The 20097-nt window shown below is 67.8% G+C and carries 11 protein-coding genes; 10 read left to right on the top strand and 1 reads right to left on the bottom strand.

Annotation, left to right across the window (positions count from 1 at the left end; translation table 11 throughout):
• The first annotated feature begins 3 nt into the window (after positions 1–3).
• The 8 genes from BLU29_RS11440 (at position 4) to BLU29_RS11405 (ending at position 15726) form a co-directional block, all read left to right on the top strand.
• Positions 4–2076 (top strand): hypothetical protein, encoded by a 2073-nt coding sequence (locus BLU29_RS11440; RefSeq protein ID WP_091057951.1) that lies wholly within the window; start codon positions 4–6, stop codon positions 2074–2076.
• A 31-nt stretch (positions 2077–2107) separates the two neighbouring features.
• Entirely contained in the window at positions 2108–4468 is a 2361-nt protein-coding gene (locus BLU29_RS11435; protein ID WP_157693810.1) for a hypothetical protein, read from the top strand.
• 34 nt (positions 4469–4502) lie between these two features.
• On the top strand, positions 4503–6692 hold the full coding sequence (locus BLU29_RS11430) for a hypothetical protein (protein WP_091057946.1): 2190 nt from the start codon (positions 4503–4505) through the stop codon (positions 6690–6692).
• A gap of 67 nt (positions 6693–6759) precedes the next feature.
• Positions 6760–7311 (top strand): sigma-70 family RNA polymerase sigma factor, encoded by a 552-nt coding sequence (locus tag BLU29_RS11425; RefSeq protein WP_157693809.1) that lies wholly within the window; start codon positions 6760–6762, stop codon positions 7309–7311.
• Positions 7308–8315, top strand: coding sequence for a FecR domain-containing protein (locus tag BLU29_RS11420; protein ID WP_091057942.1), 1008 nt, complete (start codon positions 7308–7310; stop codon positions 8313–8315). The genes BLU29_RS11425 and BLU29_RS11420 overlap by 4 nt, the downstream gene beginning before the upstream one ends.
• The gene (locus BLU29_RS11415) at positions 8312–11617 is read left to right on the top strand and encodes a carboxypeptidase regulatory-like domain-containing protein (protein WP_091057940.1); all 3306 of its coding nucleotides are present in this window, start codon (positions 8312–8314) and stop codon (positions 11615–11617) included. Before BLU29_RS11420 ends, BLU29_RS11415 begins: the two co-directional genes overlap by 4 nt.
• 67 nt (positions 11618–11684) lie before the next feature.
• Positions 11685–14570 carry an autotransporter outer membrane beta-barrel domain-containing protein gene (locus tag BLU29_RS11410; RefSeq protein ID WP_091057937.1) on the top strand — a complete coding sequence of 962 codons (2886 nt, stop codon included), beginning with the start codon at positions 11685–11687 and terminating at the stop codon, positions 14568–14570.
• A 94-nt stretch (positions 14571–14664) separates the two neighbouring features.
• Positions 14665–15726, top strand: a complete 1062-nt coding sequence (locus tag BLU29_RS11405; RefSeq protein WP_091057935.1) for an NAD-dependent epimerase/dehydratase family protein — start codon at positions 14665–14667, stop codon at positions 15724–15726.
• An 18-nt stretch (positions 15727–15744) separates the two neighbouring features.
• Here the strand turns inward: BLU29_RS11405 and BLU29_RS11400 are convergent, their stop codons facing one another.
• Positions 15745–16185 carry a hypothetical protein gene (locus BLU29_RS11400; protein ID WP_091057933.1) on the bottom strand — a complete coding sequence of 147 codons (441 nt, stop codon included), beginning with the start codon at positions 16183–16185 and terminating at the stop codon, positions 15745–15747.
• A 140-nt stretch (positions 16186–16325) separates the two neighbouring features.
• Between BLU29_RS11400 and BLU29_RS11395 the strand changes: the two genes are divergently transcribed.
• Together BLU29_RS11395 and BLU29_RS11390 are read left to right on the top strand one after the other, a co-directional pair.
• Positions 16326–19334, top strand: coding sequence for a hypothetical protein (locus BLU29_RS11395; protein ID WP_157693808.1), 3009 nt, complete (start codon positions 16326–16328; stop codon positions 19332–19334).
• Positions 19331–20095: a glycosyltransferase family 2 protein gene (locus BLU29_RS11390; protein ID WP_091057929.1), complete on the top strand. Its 765-nt coding sequence runs from the start codon at positions 19331–19333 to the stop codon at positions 20093–20095. Before BLU29_RS11395 ends, BLU29_RS11390 begins: the two co-directional genes overlap by 4 nt.
• The last annotated feature ends 2 nt before the right edge of the window (positions 20096–20097 follow it).

The raw sequence follows: 20097 nt of genomic DNA, 5'->3' as shown, positions 1-20097 counted from the left end.
GCGATGATGACCCCCACCCGCATCCAACCTTGGCTGCCCTGGATGGTGGCGGTGGTCCTGGCCGCGGGTGTCTTCGCGCTACGCTGGCCGACTTTTGACTTCAAGGTCTGGAACGTCGACGAGGCCATCCACGCGGCGGTCGCGCGGACGCTGCTCGACGGCGGCGTGCTCTACCGCGATGCGGTCGACCAGCGCACGCCGCTCACCTACTACGCCGTCGCCGGGCTTTTTCGCATCGCGGGCGAGAACAACGTCCGGGCGATGCACGCGCTCGCGGCGGCGCTCATCGCCGCCACGGCGTTCGGGCTTTTTCTGCTCGGCCGTGCCTGGCGCGGCCCCGGCGCCGGCCTGTGGGCCGCGCTGCTCTTCGCTGTCCTTTCCAGCGCGCTGTTTTTCCCCGGGGACGCCTACGCGCTGGATACGGAATGGTTTGTCGCCGCGTTCACCACGTGGGCCGCGTGGTGCTTCTGGCGCGGCTCGCCTGCGGCCGCCGGCGGCCTGTTGGGCCTGGCCTTCCTCTCCAAGCAGCCGGCGTTGCTCGATCTCGGCGCCCCGCTGGCGGTGCTGGGCTACGGGGCGCTGCGCGAACGGATGCGATGGTCGCGTCCGGCCGCGCTGCTCGCCGGTTTCGCCGCGCCCGTCCTGCTGACCGTGCTTTATTTCGCGGCGCGCGGTGCCCTGGTCGACCTGTATTTCTACACCTGGCGCTACAACCTGCAGTATTACGGCCCGGAGATCGGCACCTCCGACCGCGTGCTATCCGCATTGAAGCCCTTCGCGCTGCTGGGCGCGCACTACCCGCTGGTGCTGGCGGCGCTGCTGGGCGCGGCGGGGTTCGCGCTTTTCCGCGTGCTGCAGCGGCGGCCCGAGCCCGCGGAACAGGCGGACAACCCGCGGCTGCTCTACCTGCTGGCCTGGGCCGCAACCTCGCTCGCCGGCGCCGCGTCGGGCGGCCGCGGTTACGACCATTACTTCATCCAGTTCCTGCCGGCCGTGTGCCTGGCGGCGGCCCTCGGCCTCGACGGGATCGGACAGTGGGCGCGGGCACACCGGGCGAAGCGCTGGCTGCTGCCCGCCGCGCTCGTCCTGTTTGCGCTGGTGCTCGCGCAGCTCGGCCGCGGGGTGATCTCGTTCCGCGCACAGGCGTCCCAACCGGTCGATCCCTCGATCCGGGTCGCAGAGTTCATCAAGAACCGCACGTCTGCAGACGAGCACATCTTCGTCTGGGGCTACCATCCCGACATCTACCTGTTTGCCGACCGCAAGCCGGCGTCGCGCTTTGTCTATGCCTCCTTCCTGAGCGGGCTCATCCCGTGGACCAACACGGCGCCGGACCGGGACACGGCCTACGCCATCGTGCCGGGCGCCCGTGAGACCCTGCTGCGCGAGCTCGCGGCGGTGCAGCCGGCGTTCATCGTGGATTGCAGCGCCGGCCCCAACCGTTCCTGGCAGAAATATCCGCTCGAGACTTTCCCCGCCCTGCGCGATTTCATCGCCGTCCGCTACCGCGTGGTGGAGGCGGGGCAGTTTGTGCCGCAGGGCTTCCGCCTTTATCAGCTCCGGCGGCCGGACGAGCCGCGTGAGACCGCGCCTGCGGCGCCGGATCTGCCGCCGGCCGTGCGCGCCACCCTGGCCATCGGGACGATCAGCCAGCCGCTGCCGCCCGTGCAGGCCAGCGCCGCCAATGGGGCCGGTTTCAGCATGGTCGATGGCCGGGCGGAATATTTCGCCCACGCCCCCTCCCGCCTCGTCTACCAGGTCCCGGCGGGCGTCACGAAGCTGCGTGGGGGGTTCGGCCTCCGGCCCGGCGCCTATGCCGCGACGAACCCGGCCCCCACTGACGGTGCCGAGTTCATCATCCGCTGGCGCCCCGCCGGCGGGAGCGAGCAGACCCTGCTCCGCCGGCTGCTGCGTCCGCGCGAGGCGGCGGCGGACCGGCCCGTGCAATCCTTCCGGGTGGACCTGCCCGGCGGCGCCGGCGGCGAACTCCTGCTGCTGATCGAGCCCGGTCCCGCCGGCAACCCCGCCAGCGACTGGACCTTTTGGACGGATTTGCTGTTGGAAACCGCCCCGTGATGACCTAACCACTGCGCCCCATCGCCAACCCATGACTGCATTGGAAAACACCCCATCCACGGCCTCGATCCGTCAAAAGGTGGAACGGGCCTTGCTGTTCCTCCTCCTGGTCACGATCATCTTCACGTTCCCCAACCGCCCGGGCTTCGACCTCGACGCTTCCTGGCGTATGGCGCTGGGCAAGTTCTTCCTCGAAAACCTGCAGTTCGGCCGGGATATCGTTTTCACCTACGGTCCGCTGGGCTTCCTCATGGGCAAGACCTACTCCGGGCTGCTTTTCTGGCCCCTGCTCGCCTGGCAGCTGTTCGCCGCCTGCGTCATCGCCCTCCTCCTCCAATATTGGGGTCAGCGTCTGGCCGCGGGCTGGCCCCGTTTCTTTTTCTACGCCTTTTTTCTGCTGTATGGCGTCACCTACGAGGATGCCATTCATATGCTGGTGATCGCCCTGATCGGCTTTGAACTGCTGCGGCGCATCGACCGGCCGTGGCACTGGAGTTCGAGCCTGATGCTGCTCATGCTGGCCACGCAGAGCGTGGCAAAATTCACCAACCTGATGCTGGCCGCCATCATGGTGGGAACCGTCGCCGGCTTGGCCCTCTGGCAGCGCCAGCGCGGCACGGCGGTCCGGTTGCTCGCGTGGTTTGGCGGTGGCTTTCTGGCCGGATGGGTTCTCTGCGGACAGAATCCGCTGAACCTGCCCGTCTATCTCGTAAATTCATGGTATGTCAGCCAAGGCTACCAGGAAGCAATGGGGATCGACACTCCCGACGCCCCCCTCTGGAAGGCGTTGGTCGTGTCCGGCATGCTGACGGCTTACATGCTGCTCAACCTCATCACGCAAAAAAACCGCCCGCGCAGTCTGGCGGGCAGCGTGATGCTGGGTGCGTTCATCTTCCTCAATTGGAAGCACGGTTTTGTGCGCTCGGACGGGCACATGGTGGGGTTTTTCTATTGCGCCCTGCTGCCCATCGTCGCCTTTCCCGTGCTGCTGGAAGACGCGGTCCCGTTCGGGCGGCTGAAACGCTGGGCGCTTGCCGCGGCCGGCGGGCTGTGCCTTCTCGGCATCCGGGATGCGATTCCGCCTCTGGTGGATTCAGCCCTGACCATTTTCCAAAACAAAATCTGGGGTAATGTCGATTTTGCGTCACGCCTTGCGACCCTGCGCAAGGACTATGACGATGCGCTGGGCCAGGAATTGCAGATGTATGGCATGCCCCGCATTCAGGCCGTCGTGGGCCAGCGATCCCTTGATGTCCTCGGCTACAATCAGGCTGTCGCGATCTACAACAAGTTCAACTACCGGCCGCGGCCGGTGTTCCAGAGTTATTCCGCCTACACGCCCGAACTGGCCCGGCTGAACCTCGATTACTACAATTCCGACCGCGCTCCGGATTTCGTGATGATCAAGATCAACTCCATTGATCAAAGGCTGCCCGCGATGGACGACTCCGCCCTCCTTTATCTGCTCACGCAGCGCTACAAATACGTGCTCTCGGAAAAATCTTTCCAGTTGTGGGAAAAAACCGCCGGGCCGATTGACGCCGCCGCGCAGCCCCAACTGCTGGAACGCAAAAACCTCTCGGTGGACGAGACATGGTCCCTCGAGAGTTACAACCCCCGGCCGCTTTGGGTGAAAATCGACCTCCACCCCTCCCTGCTCGGACGGGTGCGCACCTTCTTCTACAAACCCCCGATGCTGCGCCTCACGATTCAGGACTCTGCGGGCAAGACCGAAGCCTACCTGATGCCGGCGCCGATCGGTCGCGCGGGCTTTATCATCAGCCCGGTCATCGATGACATGATGGCCTTCGCCCGCTTCGCCAGCGGCAAATCCGAACGGCTATCCAGCCAGATCACGATCACGCTGGCCCCGGAGGACCGGAAATATTTCTCCCGGACCGCCCATGTCGAGCTATACGGCCTCAAGTCTTCCACCGCCGGCCAAAACTTCTTCAAGAATATCACGAAGGAACTCTTCTACATGTTCAAAACCACCCCCGTGGATTTTCAGGCCAGCAGCAAGCCCTCCAACGAGCAAATCAATGGCGAGCAGGTGATGGTTCTGCACACCCCGAGCGAGATGACTTTCGACGTCCCCCGGGGAATGACCGAGGCCAGCGGCCGGTTCGGCTTCCTCGCCGGGGCTTACACCCGCGGTGGCAGAACCGATGGGGCGGATTTTCTGATCGTGTGGTCCGATGGAAAAGAATCCGTGGAAGTCTTTCACCGATACCTTGATCCTTTGCGTAAGTTTGAGGATCGCGGCCTGATCTCATTCCATGTGGACCTGAGGAAATTCAAGGGGGGCCGGCTGTATTTCCGCACCCTGCCCGGCCCTTACAATGACCTGGGCTGGGACTGGACGGCCTGGACGGACATCGAGATCAAATAACTCCGGCGTCGAACCGCCGTCGCTCAACCACCGCATGGCTGCCCGGACCAAATTGCCGTCGTGGTGCTGGGCCCTCGGCGCCGCCGGGCTGGTCCTGGCGGCCCGGCTGCACGAGATCCACCTGCACACGGGCGACGTGCCGACCAACGACCAGTGGAAGATCGAGGCGACCGACATCCTCGCCCCGTGGCTCGACGGCACCCTGCGGCCGGCCGCCTTCTTCGCACCGCATTTCGAGCACGTCCCCGTCTGGACGCGCCTGCTTGCCTGGCTCGAGGTGGTATGCACAGGCCGCTGGGATCCGTTTCTCCAGACAACGGTCAACGCGCTGTGCTACGCGGGTTTCATCGCGCTGGTCGCGCAGTGGATCGCCCGCCACCTGCGTCCGGCCGCGGCTTGCGCCATCATCGCGCTGCTGGTCTTCAACGCCTGCCTGGCGCATGATTGGGAAAACATCACCTGGGGATTCCAGTCCCAGTTCCCCCTCGCCCTGATCTGCCTGTTCCTCCACGTCCAGGGTTCCCTGGGGCAGCCGTCCGGCAGCCGCGGCTGGTGGGCGGCGCAAGCCGCCGGACTGGCCGGGCTCTTCACGCTGGCCAGCATGTGGATCGCGCCTCTGGCCGTCGTGCTGGTATTACTGTGGACGGACCCGCGCGGCCCCCGACGCCGGCTGCTGCCGCTGGTCACCGCCGGCCTCGGGCTGGCCCTGATTGTCCTCATCCGCGCCCGCGCCGCACCCGGCCACATGCTGGACCTCACCGCCCGCACGCCCTGGCAGTTCCTCTTCGCGCTGCTGGACCAGCTCGGCTGGCCCGCCGGCTGGCCGGGCGCCCTCGCGCTGCTCAACCTGCCGCTGCTGGTGCTCGCGCTGCAGCTGCGCGACCGCCGGGAGACAACGGCCTTCGACCGCACCGTGCTGGCGCTCGGACTGTGGGCGGCCGGGCAGGCCCTGGCACTGGCCGTCGCCCGCAGCGCCGACTATTACGGCTATGTCTCCCGCTATGGCGAACTGCTCGGCGTGCAGGTGCTCGCGAATTCACTGGCGCTTGCACGGCTGGTGCCCGCCCTGCCGCGCTGGCGGTGGCCCGGCGGGCTCTTTGCCGCCGCGTGGGTCGCCGCCGTCGTGGCCGGCGTGTGGTCGCTTTCGACCGGCGGCCACGCCCGGCATTTCCACGAGCGCTCCGCCACCTACGCGAATCTCCGTCGCGACGCCGTGCAGGCCTACCTGGCACGGGGTGACCGCACGCTACTCGACGAGCCCGGCACCCGTGCAATCTTTTTTCAGCCGGTGGAACAGATCACCACGCTGCTCGACCGGCCGGGCTTCCGTGCTCTGCTGCCGCACTCCGTGTGGCCAGAAAATCCGCCCGACCGGGCCGGTGCCGCCGTGCGCTTCCTGCAGGCGCAGCCCTGGCTGATCGCAGCCCCCGCCGCACTGCTTCTGATCGCCGGCCTGGGCCTGCAATTACGTGAGCGCTCATCGCCGCCGGTGCCGCCGTCCTTCACGCTCCAGCCGGAACCGTTGCTGCCGTGGCTGGCGGGGCCCGTCGCCGTGGCCGCCGGCGCCCTGGTCTTCTGCTGGCCGGACCCGCTCACGCTGGACCAGGACGAGCGCTGGCGCCGCTTCTTCAACCCGCCCGGCAGCGTCGGCCCGCTTGAGCTGCACATCGTGAGCAGCTCGCAGCCGCTACCGGATGAGCACTTGTTCGGCGCGGTGCCGCTGTCGCCGCCCGCCGTGCGTTTCCAATTCAGCGGCACGAATCCGGGCACCACGGCCTTCACCTGCACGGCCTGGAGCAAGCCTTTCCCGGTCGCGTCGCCCTGGTTCATCGTGCCCTACACCGGCTGGCCCGTCGCGCATGGCAACGGCCTGCGCCTCCGCATCGAGGAACCGGACGGCCGGTTCATCACCGAGGTCGCCTGTCCGGGCCCGAACACGACGGAGATCGGCTATTGGGCGGCGGACGTCCGGCCCTACGCCGGCAAGCGGACGCGGCTCGTCCTCTACGACGGCCGCACCGACACCGACGCGTGGGTCGGGGCCGCCCCGCCCATCGCCGCCGCCTATCCCTCGGTCGCGGACCGGATGCGCGCCGCCTTTCCCTGGGAGCAGACCGCCCATGTACACCACGCCCTGGCCCGCCTAGCCGGCGTGTCCCTCGCCCTGCTGGCCGGCTGGCTGGCTGTGGGCCGGCCCAAGCCCGAAACCGGCCCGGCAGACTGATCGGGCGCGGTTGCATTTTCCGATGGCGGGTTTATGCGGTTGGCTTGTCCCATGGGTAGACAACCACATGCCGGATAACACCCCAAAATCCTCCGACTTTGCCAGCCTCTACCGGGGCACGATCGGGCCCTTGCGGCGCTACCTGGCGCGCCTGCTGGGCAACCCCAGCGACGCCCAGGATGTGGCGCACGACGCCTACCTCCGCGTCTACCCCAAGGTGCAGGACCGGTCCGCGCTCAAGCCCGAGGCCGTGCTCTACACCACCGCCCGCCGCCTTGCCATCAACCGGCTGAAGCGCCGGCAGATTTCCCCCGTCGCCACCAACAATGACCAGGTGGACGCCGCCACCACCGCCATTCCCGGCGTGGTCCAACAGGTCGTGGCCCGGCAGGAGCTGGCACAACTCGAGCAGGCCATCGCGCAGCTGCCCGAGGGTTGCCGCACCGTCCTTTTGCTCCGCAAGATCGAACTTCTCTCCCACCAGGAAATCGCCGACCGCCTCGATATCGCCGTCAGCACCGTGGAAAAACAACACGCCCGCGCCCTCCGGCTGCTGCGGGCGAGTCTCGCCCGCCAACCCGCCGCCGGTCCCTCCCTCACCTCGGAGGCCCGCCCATGAAACCCGCCCACCACCCTTCCGCCCTCGCCGAGGAACAGGCCTCGCTGTGGGCCGCCCGCCTCGACGGCTCGGCCCTCTCGGCCGCCGACCGCACCGCGCTCGACACCTGGCTCGCCACCGATCCCGTGCACCGCGCGCTGCTCTCCTCCTATTGCCAGTTTTCCGCCGACCTCGAACAGCAGTTGCCGTTGCTTGCAGGAATCAGGGACGAGTTGGCGGAATCCCAAACCGTCGCAAAGACCGAACGGGCGCTTCCCTGGTTGTCCCGGCCATTATGGGCCGGGGCGGCGCTAATGGCGGCCGCGGTCCTTGCGGCGGTTTTTCTGTGGCCGGCCCGGCCACAGAACCAATTCCAGAACCTGGCCACCCCCATCGCGCAGCGCCAGAGCGTCACCCTGATCGACGGCACCCGCGTCGAGCTCAACGCCCAGACCGCGCTCGTCGTGGAGCTGGGCGGCGAGGCGCGCCGCGTGCGCCTCGCCGCCGGCGAGGCCTTCTTCCATGTCAGCAAGGATCCCGCGCGACCCTTCTACGTCGAAACCCCGGCCGGCTCGGTCCGCGTGACCGGCACGCAATTCAACGTCCGCACCGATTCGCATTCCGCGCTCGAGGTCACCGTGCTCGAGGGTTCCGTGCAGGTCCGTCCCGGCGGCGGCACCCCGCGGGCGCTGGCGGCCGGCGACCAGCTCGTGCGCACGGCGGACCAGGTGGCCGTGATCCCGCTTTCGGCCGGCCAGCTCAACAACGCTCTCGCCTGGCGTCAGGGCCTGACGGTCTTCGCCGGCACGCCGCTGCGCGAAGCGCTCGGCCGTTTCGCCCGCTACCACGGGCGCAGCCTCAACGCCTCCGACGCCGCCGCCTCACACCACGTGGGCGGCACCTACAGCCTCGACGACCTGGACGGTTTCCTCGCGGGCCTGGAGGACACCATGTCCCTGCGGGTCACTCGCGGGCTCGACGGTTCCATCCAGGTGGATGTCCCCGACTCCTCCGCCCGCCCGTGATTTTCCGCCGCGCCCTGCCTCCCGGCCTGCTCCTCTTTGCCGGCGGCCTGCTCGCAGTCACGGCCCGGGCAACGCCAATGGAGTTCAACCTGCCCGCCCAGCCCGCGCCGGAGGCCCTGATCGCCTTCTCGCAACAGGCGCACGTCGAGGTACTCTTCTCCTACGACGACCTGCGCCCCGTGACCGCCGGGGCTGTTGTCGGCGTCTACGAGCCCGAGGCCGCGCTGACCCGCCTGCTGGAAAACACCGGTTTCGCCGCCCGCCGCAAGCTTCCCGGCAAATTCATCGTCATCGCCGCGGCCCGGCCGACCGGCACCATCCGCGGCCGGCTGCTCACGGCCGCCGGCTCGCCCGCCGCGGGCGTCACCGTCGCCATCTCCGGCACGCGCCTTTCCACCCGGTCGGATGCGTCGGGTGAATTCACCCTCGCGGGTGTGCCGCCGGGCCGGCACGAGCTCTTCGTCGCCGGCGAGGGCTACCAGCCGGTGCAGCTGCAAGACGTGGAGATCGAGGCGAGCCAGTTGTCGTGGCTGCCCGCCCAGCACCTGCAACCCGCCCGCGAACTCGAGCGCCTCGAGCCCTACATCGTGCAGGGACGCTCCGTCCGGATGCGGCCGCTGGACGACAGCGCGGCGCTCCTCGGCCCGCGCCGGGCCACCGGCAACCTCGACCTGCCGCGCACGGAAAACGACGCCCTGCCCTACGCGCTCTACACCCGCGAACAGATCACCCGCAGCGGCGTCGTCGCGCTCAACGAGTTCCTGCAACGGGTGATTCTCGAGGGCGACGCCGCCACGCAGCCGCCGGAGCAGAGCGGCTCGTTCAATTTTGCGGACAGTCTCGCCGGCAGCGCCAATCTCCGGCTCCGCGGCTACGACGAAAACGAGACCGTGATCCTGATCAACGGCCGGCGCCTGCCCGAGATCCAAACGAGTGTCACGCCGACGCTGCCGCCCGACGTGAACTTTGTCCCGCTCAGCCTCATCCAGCAGGTGGAGGTGCTGCCCGCGTCCGCGTCCGCCCTCTACAGCGGCAATCCCGTCGGCGGCGTCATCAACATCGTGCTGCGGCCCGACGTGACCGCGACCGAGATCACCACCACCTACACGAACGCCCTGCGCGGCTTCGACGCCCCCCAGTCCTCCGTCTCGTTCCAGCACGGCCAGTCGCTGCTCGACGGCCGGTTGCGGGTGCGCGTCAACGCGGTCTACACCACCGCCGTGCCGCCGACGGAGGCCGAGCTCGGCTTCCGCCGCGCCCATGCGGCGACGCTGCCCGTGCCGGCCGATCCCATTTTCCGGGCGACGCCCAACGTGCGCAGCACGGATGGCTCGCCCCTCTTCGGCGGCGGTTCCGCCAGCTTCACCTCGGTCGCCCCGGGCGCCGATGGCACGGCCGGCCTCGCGGCCTTCAGCGACCGGGCCGGACTCCGCAGTTTGGATTTCTACGATTCGCCCGGAGGCCTGTCGGCGTCGCCAACCAGCCTGGACTCCCCCTACGGCCGGCGGCAGCGCCGCACGGTCTACTTCGGCTCGGTCAGTTACGATCCGGTGGGCTGGCTGCAGCTCGGGGTGGATGTCACGCATTCCACCACCGTCATGAACCGCGGCCTCGACGTCCTTTCCGCCGAACTCACGCTGCCCGCCGCGGCCCCGCGCAACCCCTTCGGCCGGGATGTGCTCGTCGCGTTGAACGACACCGCGCCGCTCCTCGGCAATGATTACAGCGAGGCCCGCATCGAGTTCACCTCGGGCGTGGCCGGGTTGCTGCTGCGGCTGCCTTCCGACTGGCGGGTCTCGCTCGACGGCCAGTATGCGCGCAACGTGGTGAAATATCGCGGGCTCGCCGGCGCCGACTCCGCCCGGTGGCAGGAGCTCGTCGACGGGGGGCGCTACAACCCGCTGCGCGACACCCAGGTGTCCGGTCCGCCCCAGGAGTTCTATGACCGCGTGCTCATCTACCGCGGCGGCAAGGACCGTTTCGTCACGCTCGGCGATTACGACACCTTCGACGCCGCGTTCCGTGTCTCCAACCAGTCGCTCCGGCTGCCCACCGGTCGCGCGTCCGTCATCGCCGGCCTGGACTACCGCCTGCTCCGGCTGGCCGATTACCGCGAGGACGACGTCTACGCCGATGGCACCCCGGCCACCGACCCGACGGTGAAGACGGGTCGCACGCTCGCGCGCTACAGCGTGTTCGGCGAGCTCCAAGCCCCGTTGCTGCCCGCCCGCTGGCTGCCGCCTTGGCTGCATGCGCTCGAGGCCGATCTCGCGGTGCGCCACATCGCCTCCTCCCAGGCCAATGAAGTCAACACCGCGCCGACCCTCGGCCTGAAGGCCGATTTTGCCGGCGGCCTGACCTTCCGGGCCAGCCTCACGACCTCGAACCGCTTTCCGACGCCGCAGCTGAGCAAGACCGTGACCGCGCCGGCGGGCCCGGGCGGCGGGGTGAACCTGCAGGATGTCTACGACCCGTTGCGGAACGAGACCTACGCCATGCGGGTGGACGAGGCGGTCGACACCAGCCTGCCGCCCGAGGACGCGATCACGCAGACGGCCGGGCTCATCTTCACGCGCGGGGTTGAACACCGTTTCCGCGCCTCGCTCGACTTTGTCGACACGCGCAAGACCAATGAGATTCTCGCCCTCGACACGCCGGTGAAGGTGCTCAACGTCGAGGCGCTGTTCCCCGACCATGTCGTGCGCGCGTCCCCCGCGCCCGGCGACCCGCACAGCGTGGGCCGGGTGACCCGGCTGATCACCGGCAGCGTGAACGCCTCGTGGCGCCATTCGCAAAACTGGAACGCCGCGCTGGACTATGCCTGGACCGGCTGCCTCGGCGGCACGCTGGAGCTGCGCGGCCGGCTGTTCTACTACCAACGCTATGAACGGCAGATCTTCGCCAACTCGCCGGTGGTGGACCAGGTGAACCATCCCGACGGTACCACCCCGCTCCTGCGCTACCGGGCGAACTTCGGCGCCGGCTGGTCGAACCGCCGCTTCGGCTTCGGACTCGACGGGCAGTATTTCCACTCGCGCATCCTGCCGCTGCTGGAGCAGGCGGCGCAGGGCAGCGACCACATCAAGCCCTACTGGCAGCTCGATGCCTATGCCCAGGTTGACCTCAGCCGCTGGTTCCCGTGGAAGGGCGAGCATCGCGGACTGCGGGCCCAGGTGCGGGTCAACAATCTCTCCGGCTTCGACTACCCGAAATACGCCAACGAAGGCTCGGGCGCCGGCGTGCAGCCCTACGGCGACTGGCGCGGCCGCGTCTACTCTCTCTCGCTGACAGCGACATTCTGAGCGCGCGGAATCTTTCCCGGCGGATGGCGGATCCGCCGGGGTGGGTTGTCATTCCTGGCAACTTGCCATGACTGCCACACTCCGCTTGCTTTCCCTCGCCGCGCTGTGCGGTTGGTTGCTTTCGCCCGCCCATGCCCAGACCGCCGTGTGGATCGGCCAGGGCAATCTCGCCACGTTCGGCGACAACTGGATCATCGCGGCGAACTGGGACACCGGCGTGGTGCCCGACGGTCCGGCGGCCATCGCGGTCATCAACCAGGCGACGCCCGCCGTCCGGAATTTCCCGGACGGTCCCTATGTCAACGCCAGCGGGCTACCCGTGGCCTCGGTGCCCGGCGGCGCCCTCGCCGTCGTGACCGGACCCATCACCCTCGACACACTCCGCTTCGATCTGAACCGCCCCGATTTTCCCCCATATACCGCGGCCGTTTACGTCGGCAACCCAGGCTCGGGCGCAACCGGCTCCCTCCGGCTCGAGGGCGCAGGCTGGGACATCCGCATACCAGCCGCGGGTGGGATCCTGCCACAACTGAACGTCACTCCCGGCAGCAGCCTGACTTTCGCCAATCGCGCCAGCGTAAGCCAAACCGGCGTGAACGGGCCCGACATTTATTTCTCAGATTCCAGCGCCACACCGGCCAACCCCGCGCGGCTCGTTGTGCAGGACGACGCAGTCCTCGCCAGCACAGGCACTCGCGCGTCGCGGGTGCTCAGCCGGGGCGCAACAGATATCGTGTTCCAGGACCGCGCCCGGGCCGGTAATACGGTTTTCGTGCTGGGCGCACAGACTACCGTGGGATTTCACAACACGGCCAGCGCCGGCTCGGCGCAATTCAACCTCGGCGCCGACAACCTGCTGCTTTTCGACGGCGACAGTTCCGCCGGCTCGAGCAACATCTACTTCAACGGCAGCGGTAACGCCCCCAACTCCGCCATCGTCCGCTTCGCCGGTCGCAGCACCGCCGGCCAGAGCTTGATCATCGGTGTCAACGGCACCGGCGCCGTCGAGTTCGCCGATCAGGCCACCGGCGGATCAGTCTCTATCGGGGCCCGGCGGATCGACATCACCGGCGCCGCCACCGAGACCGGCTCCACGGGCCGGCTGCGCGCCACCACTTCCACGCTCGCCCCCGTCACGGTCGTCGCGAACGACACCCGCACTGTCTCCGTGGGCACGGTCAGCGTCCAGGACGTCCTGCTCGGTTCCAACACCCTCGAGGTCACCGGCGGCTTCATCTCCAATATCCGCGACACCGGCGGAGCGTATCTTTCCGCCGCCGGCGAAAATCTGGCGGGCGGCGGCCTCCTCAAGACCGGCGCCGGCGGCCTTACTCTCCTCGCCCCCTACGGTGATCCGACGAACGGCTTCCAACCTTCCTTCAACGTGTTCTCCGGTCAGACTATCGTGCGCGGCGGCACGCTCTACCTCTACAACCGCCTCGGCAGCGTCACGGTGGAAACCGGCGGCAGCTTATACGGCAGTGGCCTCGTGGTCGGGCGGCTCCTGAACCAGGGCCGGGTCTCCTCCGCGGCGTCCGTCATCGGCGATTTCGTACAGGTGGCCGGCGCCGTCTACCAGCTGGACAGCTACGCCATCTCCTTCAGCCCCATCATCTACGGCCTGAGCGTGACCGGCAACGCCAGCTTGGCCGGCCGGCTGGCCATCGCGGTCCATCCCAATCTCTTCGCCGGCTGGCAGCCCGGCATCTTCGACGCCACGATCCTCCGGGCCGGCTCGATTACCGGCCGTTTCGACACGTTCGACACCTCCGGCAATCCGGCGCGAATCCGCGCCACGGCCAGCTACGGTCCGACCACGGTGCAGGTGCGTTTGGAAATGCTGCCCTTCGCCGCGCTCGCCGTCACGCCCGCCGGTACCGCCTTCGGCGCCTACCTTGATCGCGTCTTCGTGCCCCTTTCGTTTTTCCCCAACAACTACAACTGGACCGGCAGCGCACTGACTTTCGCCACCGACCCGGTCAAAGTCGCCCAGACGATGACCGACCTCTCGCCCGACCGTTATGGCGTCGTGTTCGACCAGGCTGTCGCCGCCGCGCAAGCCCGCCGTTCCGCGCTCGACCGCGTCACCGGCGGCAACCAAGCCCTCCCCGCCGGGACCCCCGGCCGGTTCTTCGCCGAGGGCGCGCAACGCCGGCTCGATTTCGCCGCGATCGACGGACTGCCCGCCGCCCACAGCTCGACCAACGGCTGGCTGGCCGGCGGCGCGGGCCGCTGGGGCGACTGGACCGCGGGCGGCTACCTCGCCGCGGAACACAGCGACCTGGAGGATGAAGCCGGCACCGCCGCGAAGATCCGCAACGACGAGCTCGGCTTCTTCGCGCGGTTCGACCACGGTCCCTGGTTCGTGCACGCGGGCGCCGGCCGCGTGGCCAGCCGCCATGACTTGCGCCGCTTCGTGCACTTCACCGCCACCTCCGCCGTCGACGTGACCCACACCGCCGCGGCCAATGGCGACCGCACCGACTTTTCGCTGACTGCCGGGCGCACCTGGCGCGGCCGCGCCGGGAGCCTGAGCCCCTTTGTTGGCTTCCTCGCCAGCCGTTGGCGGATGGATGACTTCACCGAGACCACCAACCGCACCTTCCCGTATGACTCGCTGGCCATCAAAGGCTGGGCGCAAAACTCCCGCCGCGCCCGCGCCGGCTTCGAGGCGGCCGGCCGCACCCTCGGCGGCCGGTTGCAGCCCCGGCTCACCGTGGCCTGGTGGCATGAATTCGCGGAGGACCGCTCCATCCCCACGAGCCTCGTCGGCGCCCCCGCCGGTTATCTCGCGCCCGGCCGGCCGGCCGAGACCGACTTCGTTCAGGCGAACCTGGAGCTCGACTATCATCTCGGCCGCGGCTCGATCCTCTATTTCAGCGGCGGCGGCGGCCGCGGCTCGAAGACCTCGCTCATCTCCGACTTCTCCGCCGGCTTCCAGTGGTCGCTCTAGCTTTGGATTTTTGTAGGTCGGGAAAAATTCATCTCGCCAGAATCGGCTGGAAATGGGCTCGCCCGCCAGTATGGCTAGCCCTTCCCTTTTCCTTATGGCCAAGACGATTCTAGTCACCGGTTCCTCGGGCCTCATCGGCTCGGAGGTCTGCGTTTATTTCGCCTCCCTCGGCTACACCGTCCACGGCGTCGACAACAACCAGCGCGCCGTCTTCTTCGGGCCGCAGGGTGACACCCGCTGGAACCAGCAGCGCCTCGCCGCGGAGCTGAAGGGCTTCGTCCACCATGAGCTCGACATCCGCGACCGCGCCGGCGTCCTCGCGCTGGTCAAGTCGGTGAAGCCGTCGGTTCTCGTCCACACCGCCGCCCAGCCCTCGCACGACCGCGCCGCGGCGATCCCGTTCGATGACTTCGACACCAACGCCGTCGGCACGCTGAACTTCCTCGAAGCCGCGCGGCAGGTCTGCCCGGAATCGCCCTTCGTGCACATGAGCACAAACAAGGTCTACGGCGACGCCCCGAACGCCATCAAGCTGGTCGAGCAAGCCACACGCTGGGACTACGCGGATCCGGCGTATGCGCACGGCATCCCAGAAACGTTCACCATCGACCAGTCGAAGCACTCGCTGTTTGGCGCGTCGAAGGTCGCCGCCGACGTGATGGTGCAGGAATATGGCCGCTACTTCAACCTGCCGACATGCGCGCTGCGCGGCGGCTGCCTCACCGGCCCGAACCACAGCGGCGTCGAGCTGCACGGCTTTCTCTCCTACCTCGTGAAGTGCAACCTTGAGGGAAAGGAATACCGCGTCTTTGGCTACAAGGGGAAGCAGGTCCGCGACAACATCCACTCGCTCGACGTCGCGCGCTTCATGGCGGCCTTCGTCGATGCGCCGCGTGCGGGCGAGGTCTACAACCTCGGCGGCGGCAAGGCCAACAGCACGTCCATTCTCGAAGCCTTCAAGCTCACCGAGAAATTCACCGGCAAGGCGCAGGTGCACACCTACGTCGAGCAGAACCGCGCCGGCGACCACATCTGCTATTACTCCGACCTGCGGAAGATGCGCACCCATTATCCGAAATGGGACATCACGCAGTCGCTGGAGGAGACCATCCGCCAAATCGTCGAAGCCTGGCGCCGGCGGCCGGCCTCCGCCTGAGTTCAACATTCCGGCAGCTTACCGCGGCACGTAGATGATGGCGAACCTGGTCGGCGGGGTCCGCCATTTCTCCCAAGTATCGCTCCACTGGATCGCGTTGCCCTTGAAGTCCACGTCGCCCGCCTTGCCCCCTCGGAAGGCAACCCGGGCCCGGATCAGGGTTTTCACGCCCTTGGCGCCCACCGAAAAACTGACGGACCGGGACAGTTCGGCCCCCGACTTCTCCGCATAGCAGAATTGCGTCCAGGTCTTGCCCTCGTCGGTGGAATAGTCGGCATGCAGGAAGCCGATCTGCTCCCCGTCGGCGGCATCGGTGCTGGCGATGACGGTAATCGTGACGTTGCTACCGGCCGCCGCCTCGGCCGGGGCGGCGATGCGCACCACCCGGTTGACGGCGTAGGCGGGAACTGTCGCGGCGAGCAGGACGAAAAGGAGGATGCGGGGGAGAATATTTTTCATGGTTTGTCGCCCCCAATAAACTTCGGCCGCCACGCCATGTTCAACAAAGAAATACCCTCACCCCGGGGGCATTTCCCACTTCACCTGCCTGCCCGGGTCTGCTTCCTTGGGCGGCATGTTTATCCGTCTTGGTGCTCCAGATGAAATCATGGATTGACTGGCGGGCGACCGCGCTGGCCCTGGTCCTGGCGGTGGCCGCCGCCCTGCCGTTCATGACCACGAGCGTCGTCCGGCGTGACTACTACCTGTTTAACATCACGCTGACCTCCACCTCACCGGGCACGACCCAGTTGTTCTGGGACCTGGGCCGCGGTTACGGGGAGAACGATTCCTCCCGCCAGCCGCTGAAGATCGAGCCCAAGCCGGTCGTCTACCGCTACATGATGCCGATGGGCGACATCCAGGCCCTCCGTTTCGATCCCATCGACGGCGTGGGCACCTTCACTCTTTCGCACGCCGAGATCGTCAACTACCGCGGCAAGGTGGTGCGCTCCTTCAGCCCGGCCGACTTCAAGGCCTTCAACCAGATCGCCCGCCTGGAAGTCCACGGCGACACTGTCCTCGTGCAGACCACGCCCGACGCCCGCGACCCCATCCTGACGCTGACGTTGCACACGCCGCTTCACCTCCCGAGCAACCCGTATATCTGGTTCAAGCTGGGCCTGCCGGTCGCGGTGCCGGTGTTCCTCCTTGGCCTCCTCCTCGGCATCCCCGCCGTGGCGACCCGCCTGACGCACCTGGTGGCTCCGCTGGGCACGTGGCTCCGCGACCGCCCGCGCACCGCCATCGCCCTGACGGCCGTGGTCGCGGTCGCCGTGCAATGCCACCCCGTCCTGTTCCAGGGACGCAGCTTCGCCTCGCCCAATAACGGCGGACTCATGCTCTACGGCGGGCTGCCCACCCTGCCCGGCTCGGACGAATACATGTTCACCAACACGATGAGCTCCGACACCGGCGCGCTGCTCTTCCAGCATCTCTACTATCCGATGGCGCAGCGCGAAGCCCTGCTGGGCCACGGAGAACTGCCGCTGTGGAACCGCTGGTCGCTCGCCGGCGAGCCGCTGCTCGGCCAGGGCCAGTCAATGTTCGGCGATCCCTTCAATTTCCTCACCATCTTCGCCGACGGCGCCGCCTGGGCCTGGGACCTCCGCTTCCTCATCGCGCACTGGCTGCTCGCGGCCGGTCTCGGCGGCATCGTCTGGCTGCTGACACGCCACCTGGTTCCGTCGCTCGTGGTGACGATCGCCGGCGCCTTCGTCGCCTTCTTCACCTTCCGACTTGTCCATCCGGCCAACTTCAGCGTGTGCTACTCGCCGTGCATCCTCTGGGCGTGGGCCGGGCTGCTGGCGGCCGACACGCGCCGCCGCGAGGCGGGCTGGCTGCTGGCGCTCGTGACGGGCAACTGGCTCGTCATGACCAGCGGCACGATGAAGGAGGCCTACATGCTGATCGCCTGCCTCAATTTCGCGGGCGTGCTCCTGCTGTTCCTGCGACCCGAGACGGCGGGCCGCCGCGCGCGGCTTCTCACGCTGGCCACGGTGGCGGGGATCGGCTTCGCCCTGCTGGCCGCCCCGGGCTGGATGGCGTTCCTCGTGGCGTGGAAGCACTCGGTCACCGGCTACGACTCGCCGGGCGCCGTGACGCTGCCCCTCGCCCAGTTCGTCGGCTTCTTCGACGACATGTTCTACCGCCAGACGGTCGTGGACGAGATCATCGTCGCGCCGGCGCTCAACTTTGTGTTCCTGCTGGGGGCCCTGTGGTGGGTGGTGAGCCCGCGGCTGTGGCGGCGTGACCGCACCGGCCTCGCGCTGCTGCTCGCGGCCGTGCCGCCCCTGGCGTTCGCCTTCGGCCTGGTGCCGGTCGCGGTGGTCAAAAGGATCCCGTTCGTCGGCAACATCATTCACACCGGCAACACCTTCTCCTGCGTGCTCATGATCGTCGTCGCGGTGCTCGCGGGGTGCGGACTGCGCGATGCGCTGGAGCGTCGCCGGGAAACCGGCTGGGGCCGCCACCTCGCGTGGGTTTTTGCCGGGCTGGCCGCCTTGCTGGCGGTCTATTTCGCGGCCACGCGCGGCGGCGCCAAGAGTCCTTTTTTCACCGGTTATGCGACGGCGCTGGTGCTGGCCGCGGCGGCGCTGCCGCTTGCCCTCCGCTGGGCGGCACGGACGTCGCGACCCGGCGTGTTGTGGGTGGCGCTCGTGCTCGGCGGGCCGCTGTTGCTCTGGCGGCATTGCCAGTTCGGCGACACCTTCTTCAACGCCTACGCCTTTGTTCCCGGGCTGCGCACCGACCTCCACGGGGCGTCGGCGGGCGCGCAATTCCTCGACGCGCAGCGTAAGGAGCCCGGCCGCGTCGTCGGTTGGGGCAACACCCTCTTCCCTTCCTACAACACCGCGCTGCACTGGGAGAGCCTCTACGGCGTGGATGCCGTCCGAAATCCTTTCTACCAGGAACTCGCGATCGAGTTCGGCATGCGGCGCGTCTGGGTCTGGGACTGGTTCACCAAGGCCGAGGAGGCGCCGGACCTGTTGCCGGGGCATGATCTGATGAACGTCACGCACTACGTCGCCGACCACGCGGACCCGGCGCAGACGTTCGCCGGGGTGAAGCTGCTCAAGCAGCTCGACCTCGACGTCTACGCCAGTCCGACGGCGTGGCCGCGCGCGTTCTTCACCGACCGGCTCGGTTCCTACGCCACTCCGAAGGAATTCGCCGCGCAGGTCCGCGCCGGCGACCGCCGGCCTTTCGCCGCCACGCAGGTTGGCCAGACCGACGCGCCGAAGCTGCCGGCGGACCTCGCCAGTCGCACCGTGCGCGCCGCCACCGGTTATCGCCTGACGAGCAACAACACCTCGTTTGTCATCGATGCGCCCGCGCCCGGTATCGCCGTGCTGACCGAGGCTTATTATGTGGAAGACTTCCAAGTCACGGTGGACGGCAAACCCGCGCGTTACTTCCGCGTCAACCATAGCTTCAAGGGGGTAGCCATCGAGTCTCCCGGCCGGCACGAGATCACCTTCGCCTACTGGCCGCAGCATTTCACGCTGGCGCTCTGGCTGGGCGCCGCGGGCTTCCTCCTGTTGCTCTCGGGCTTTGTCTGGCTTTGGCGGAGCGCGCCGGTCACTAATTCCGGCCAGGCCCCCGCATGAGTCCCCCCCGCCCACCCGTCTTCGCCCCGCTGCCCGCGCACCCGAAGCTTTCCGTCGTCGTTCCGGTTTACAACGAGCGCGCCACGCTGAAGATCGCGCTTGATGCGCTCACCGCCAAGCGCATCGCCGGCTGGGAGCTCGAGATCATCATCATCGAGAGCAACTCGACCGACGGTTCGCGCGACATCGTGCTTGGCTACCAGGGCCATGCCGGCGTCAAAATCCTCCTCGAAGACCGGCCGCGCGGCAAGGGCCGCGCCGTCCGTACCGGGCTGGCGCAGGTGACCGGCGACGTGGTGCTGATCCAGGACGCCGACCTCGAATACGACCTCGCCGACTACGAGAAACTGCTGGTGCCGTTCACCGCCAACACACACACCTTCGTGCTGGGTTCGCGCCACGGCGACAGCCTGTTCATCCGCAAGTTCGACGAGCAGGCGCTGCACGCCTTCGTGCTGAACGCCGGCCACTGGTTCTTCACCGCGCTGCTCGACGTGTCGCTCGGTCTGACGCTGCGCGACCCGTTCACCATGTATAAGGTGTTCCGCCGCGAGTGCCTCGCGGGCCTCACCTTCCAGAGCAATCGCTTCGACTTCGACTGGGAGCTGCTCATCAAGCTCGTGCGCAAGGGCTACAAGCCGGTCGAGATCCCGGTCAAGTACACCTCGCGCTCCTTCAAGGAAGGCAAAAAGGTCTCCATGTTCCGCGACCCCCCGATGTGGATCTGGGCCTGGTTGAAATACCGCTTCCAGCGCCTTTGAGC

Origin of the sequence: Opitutus sp. GAS368, from assembly GCF_900104925.1 — a bacterium.
GTDB lineage: Bacteria > Verrucomicrobiota > Verrucomicrobiia > Opitutales > Opitutaceae > Lacunisphaera.
The sequence above is the reverse complement of the archived record's forward strand: the minus strand, read 5'-3'. Positions and strand labels throughout refer to the sequence as shown.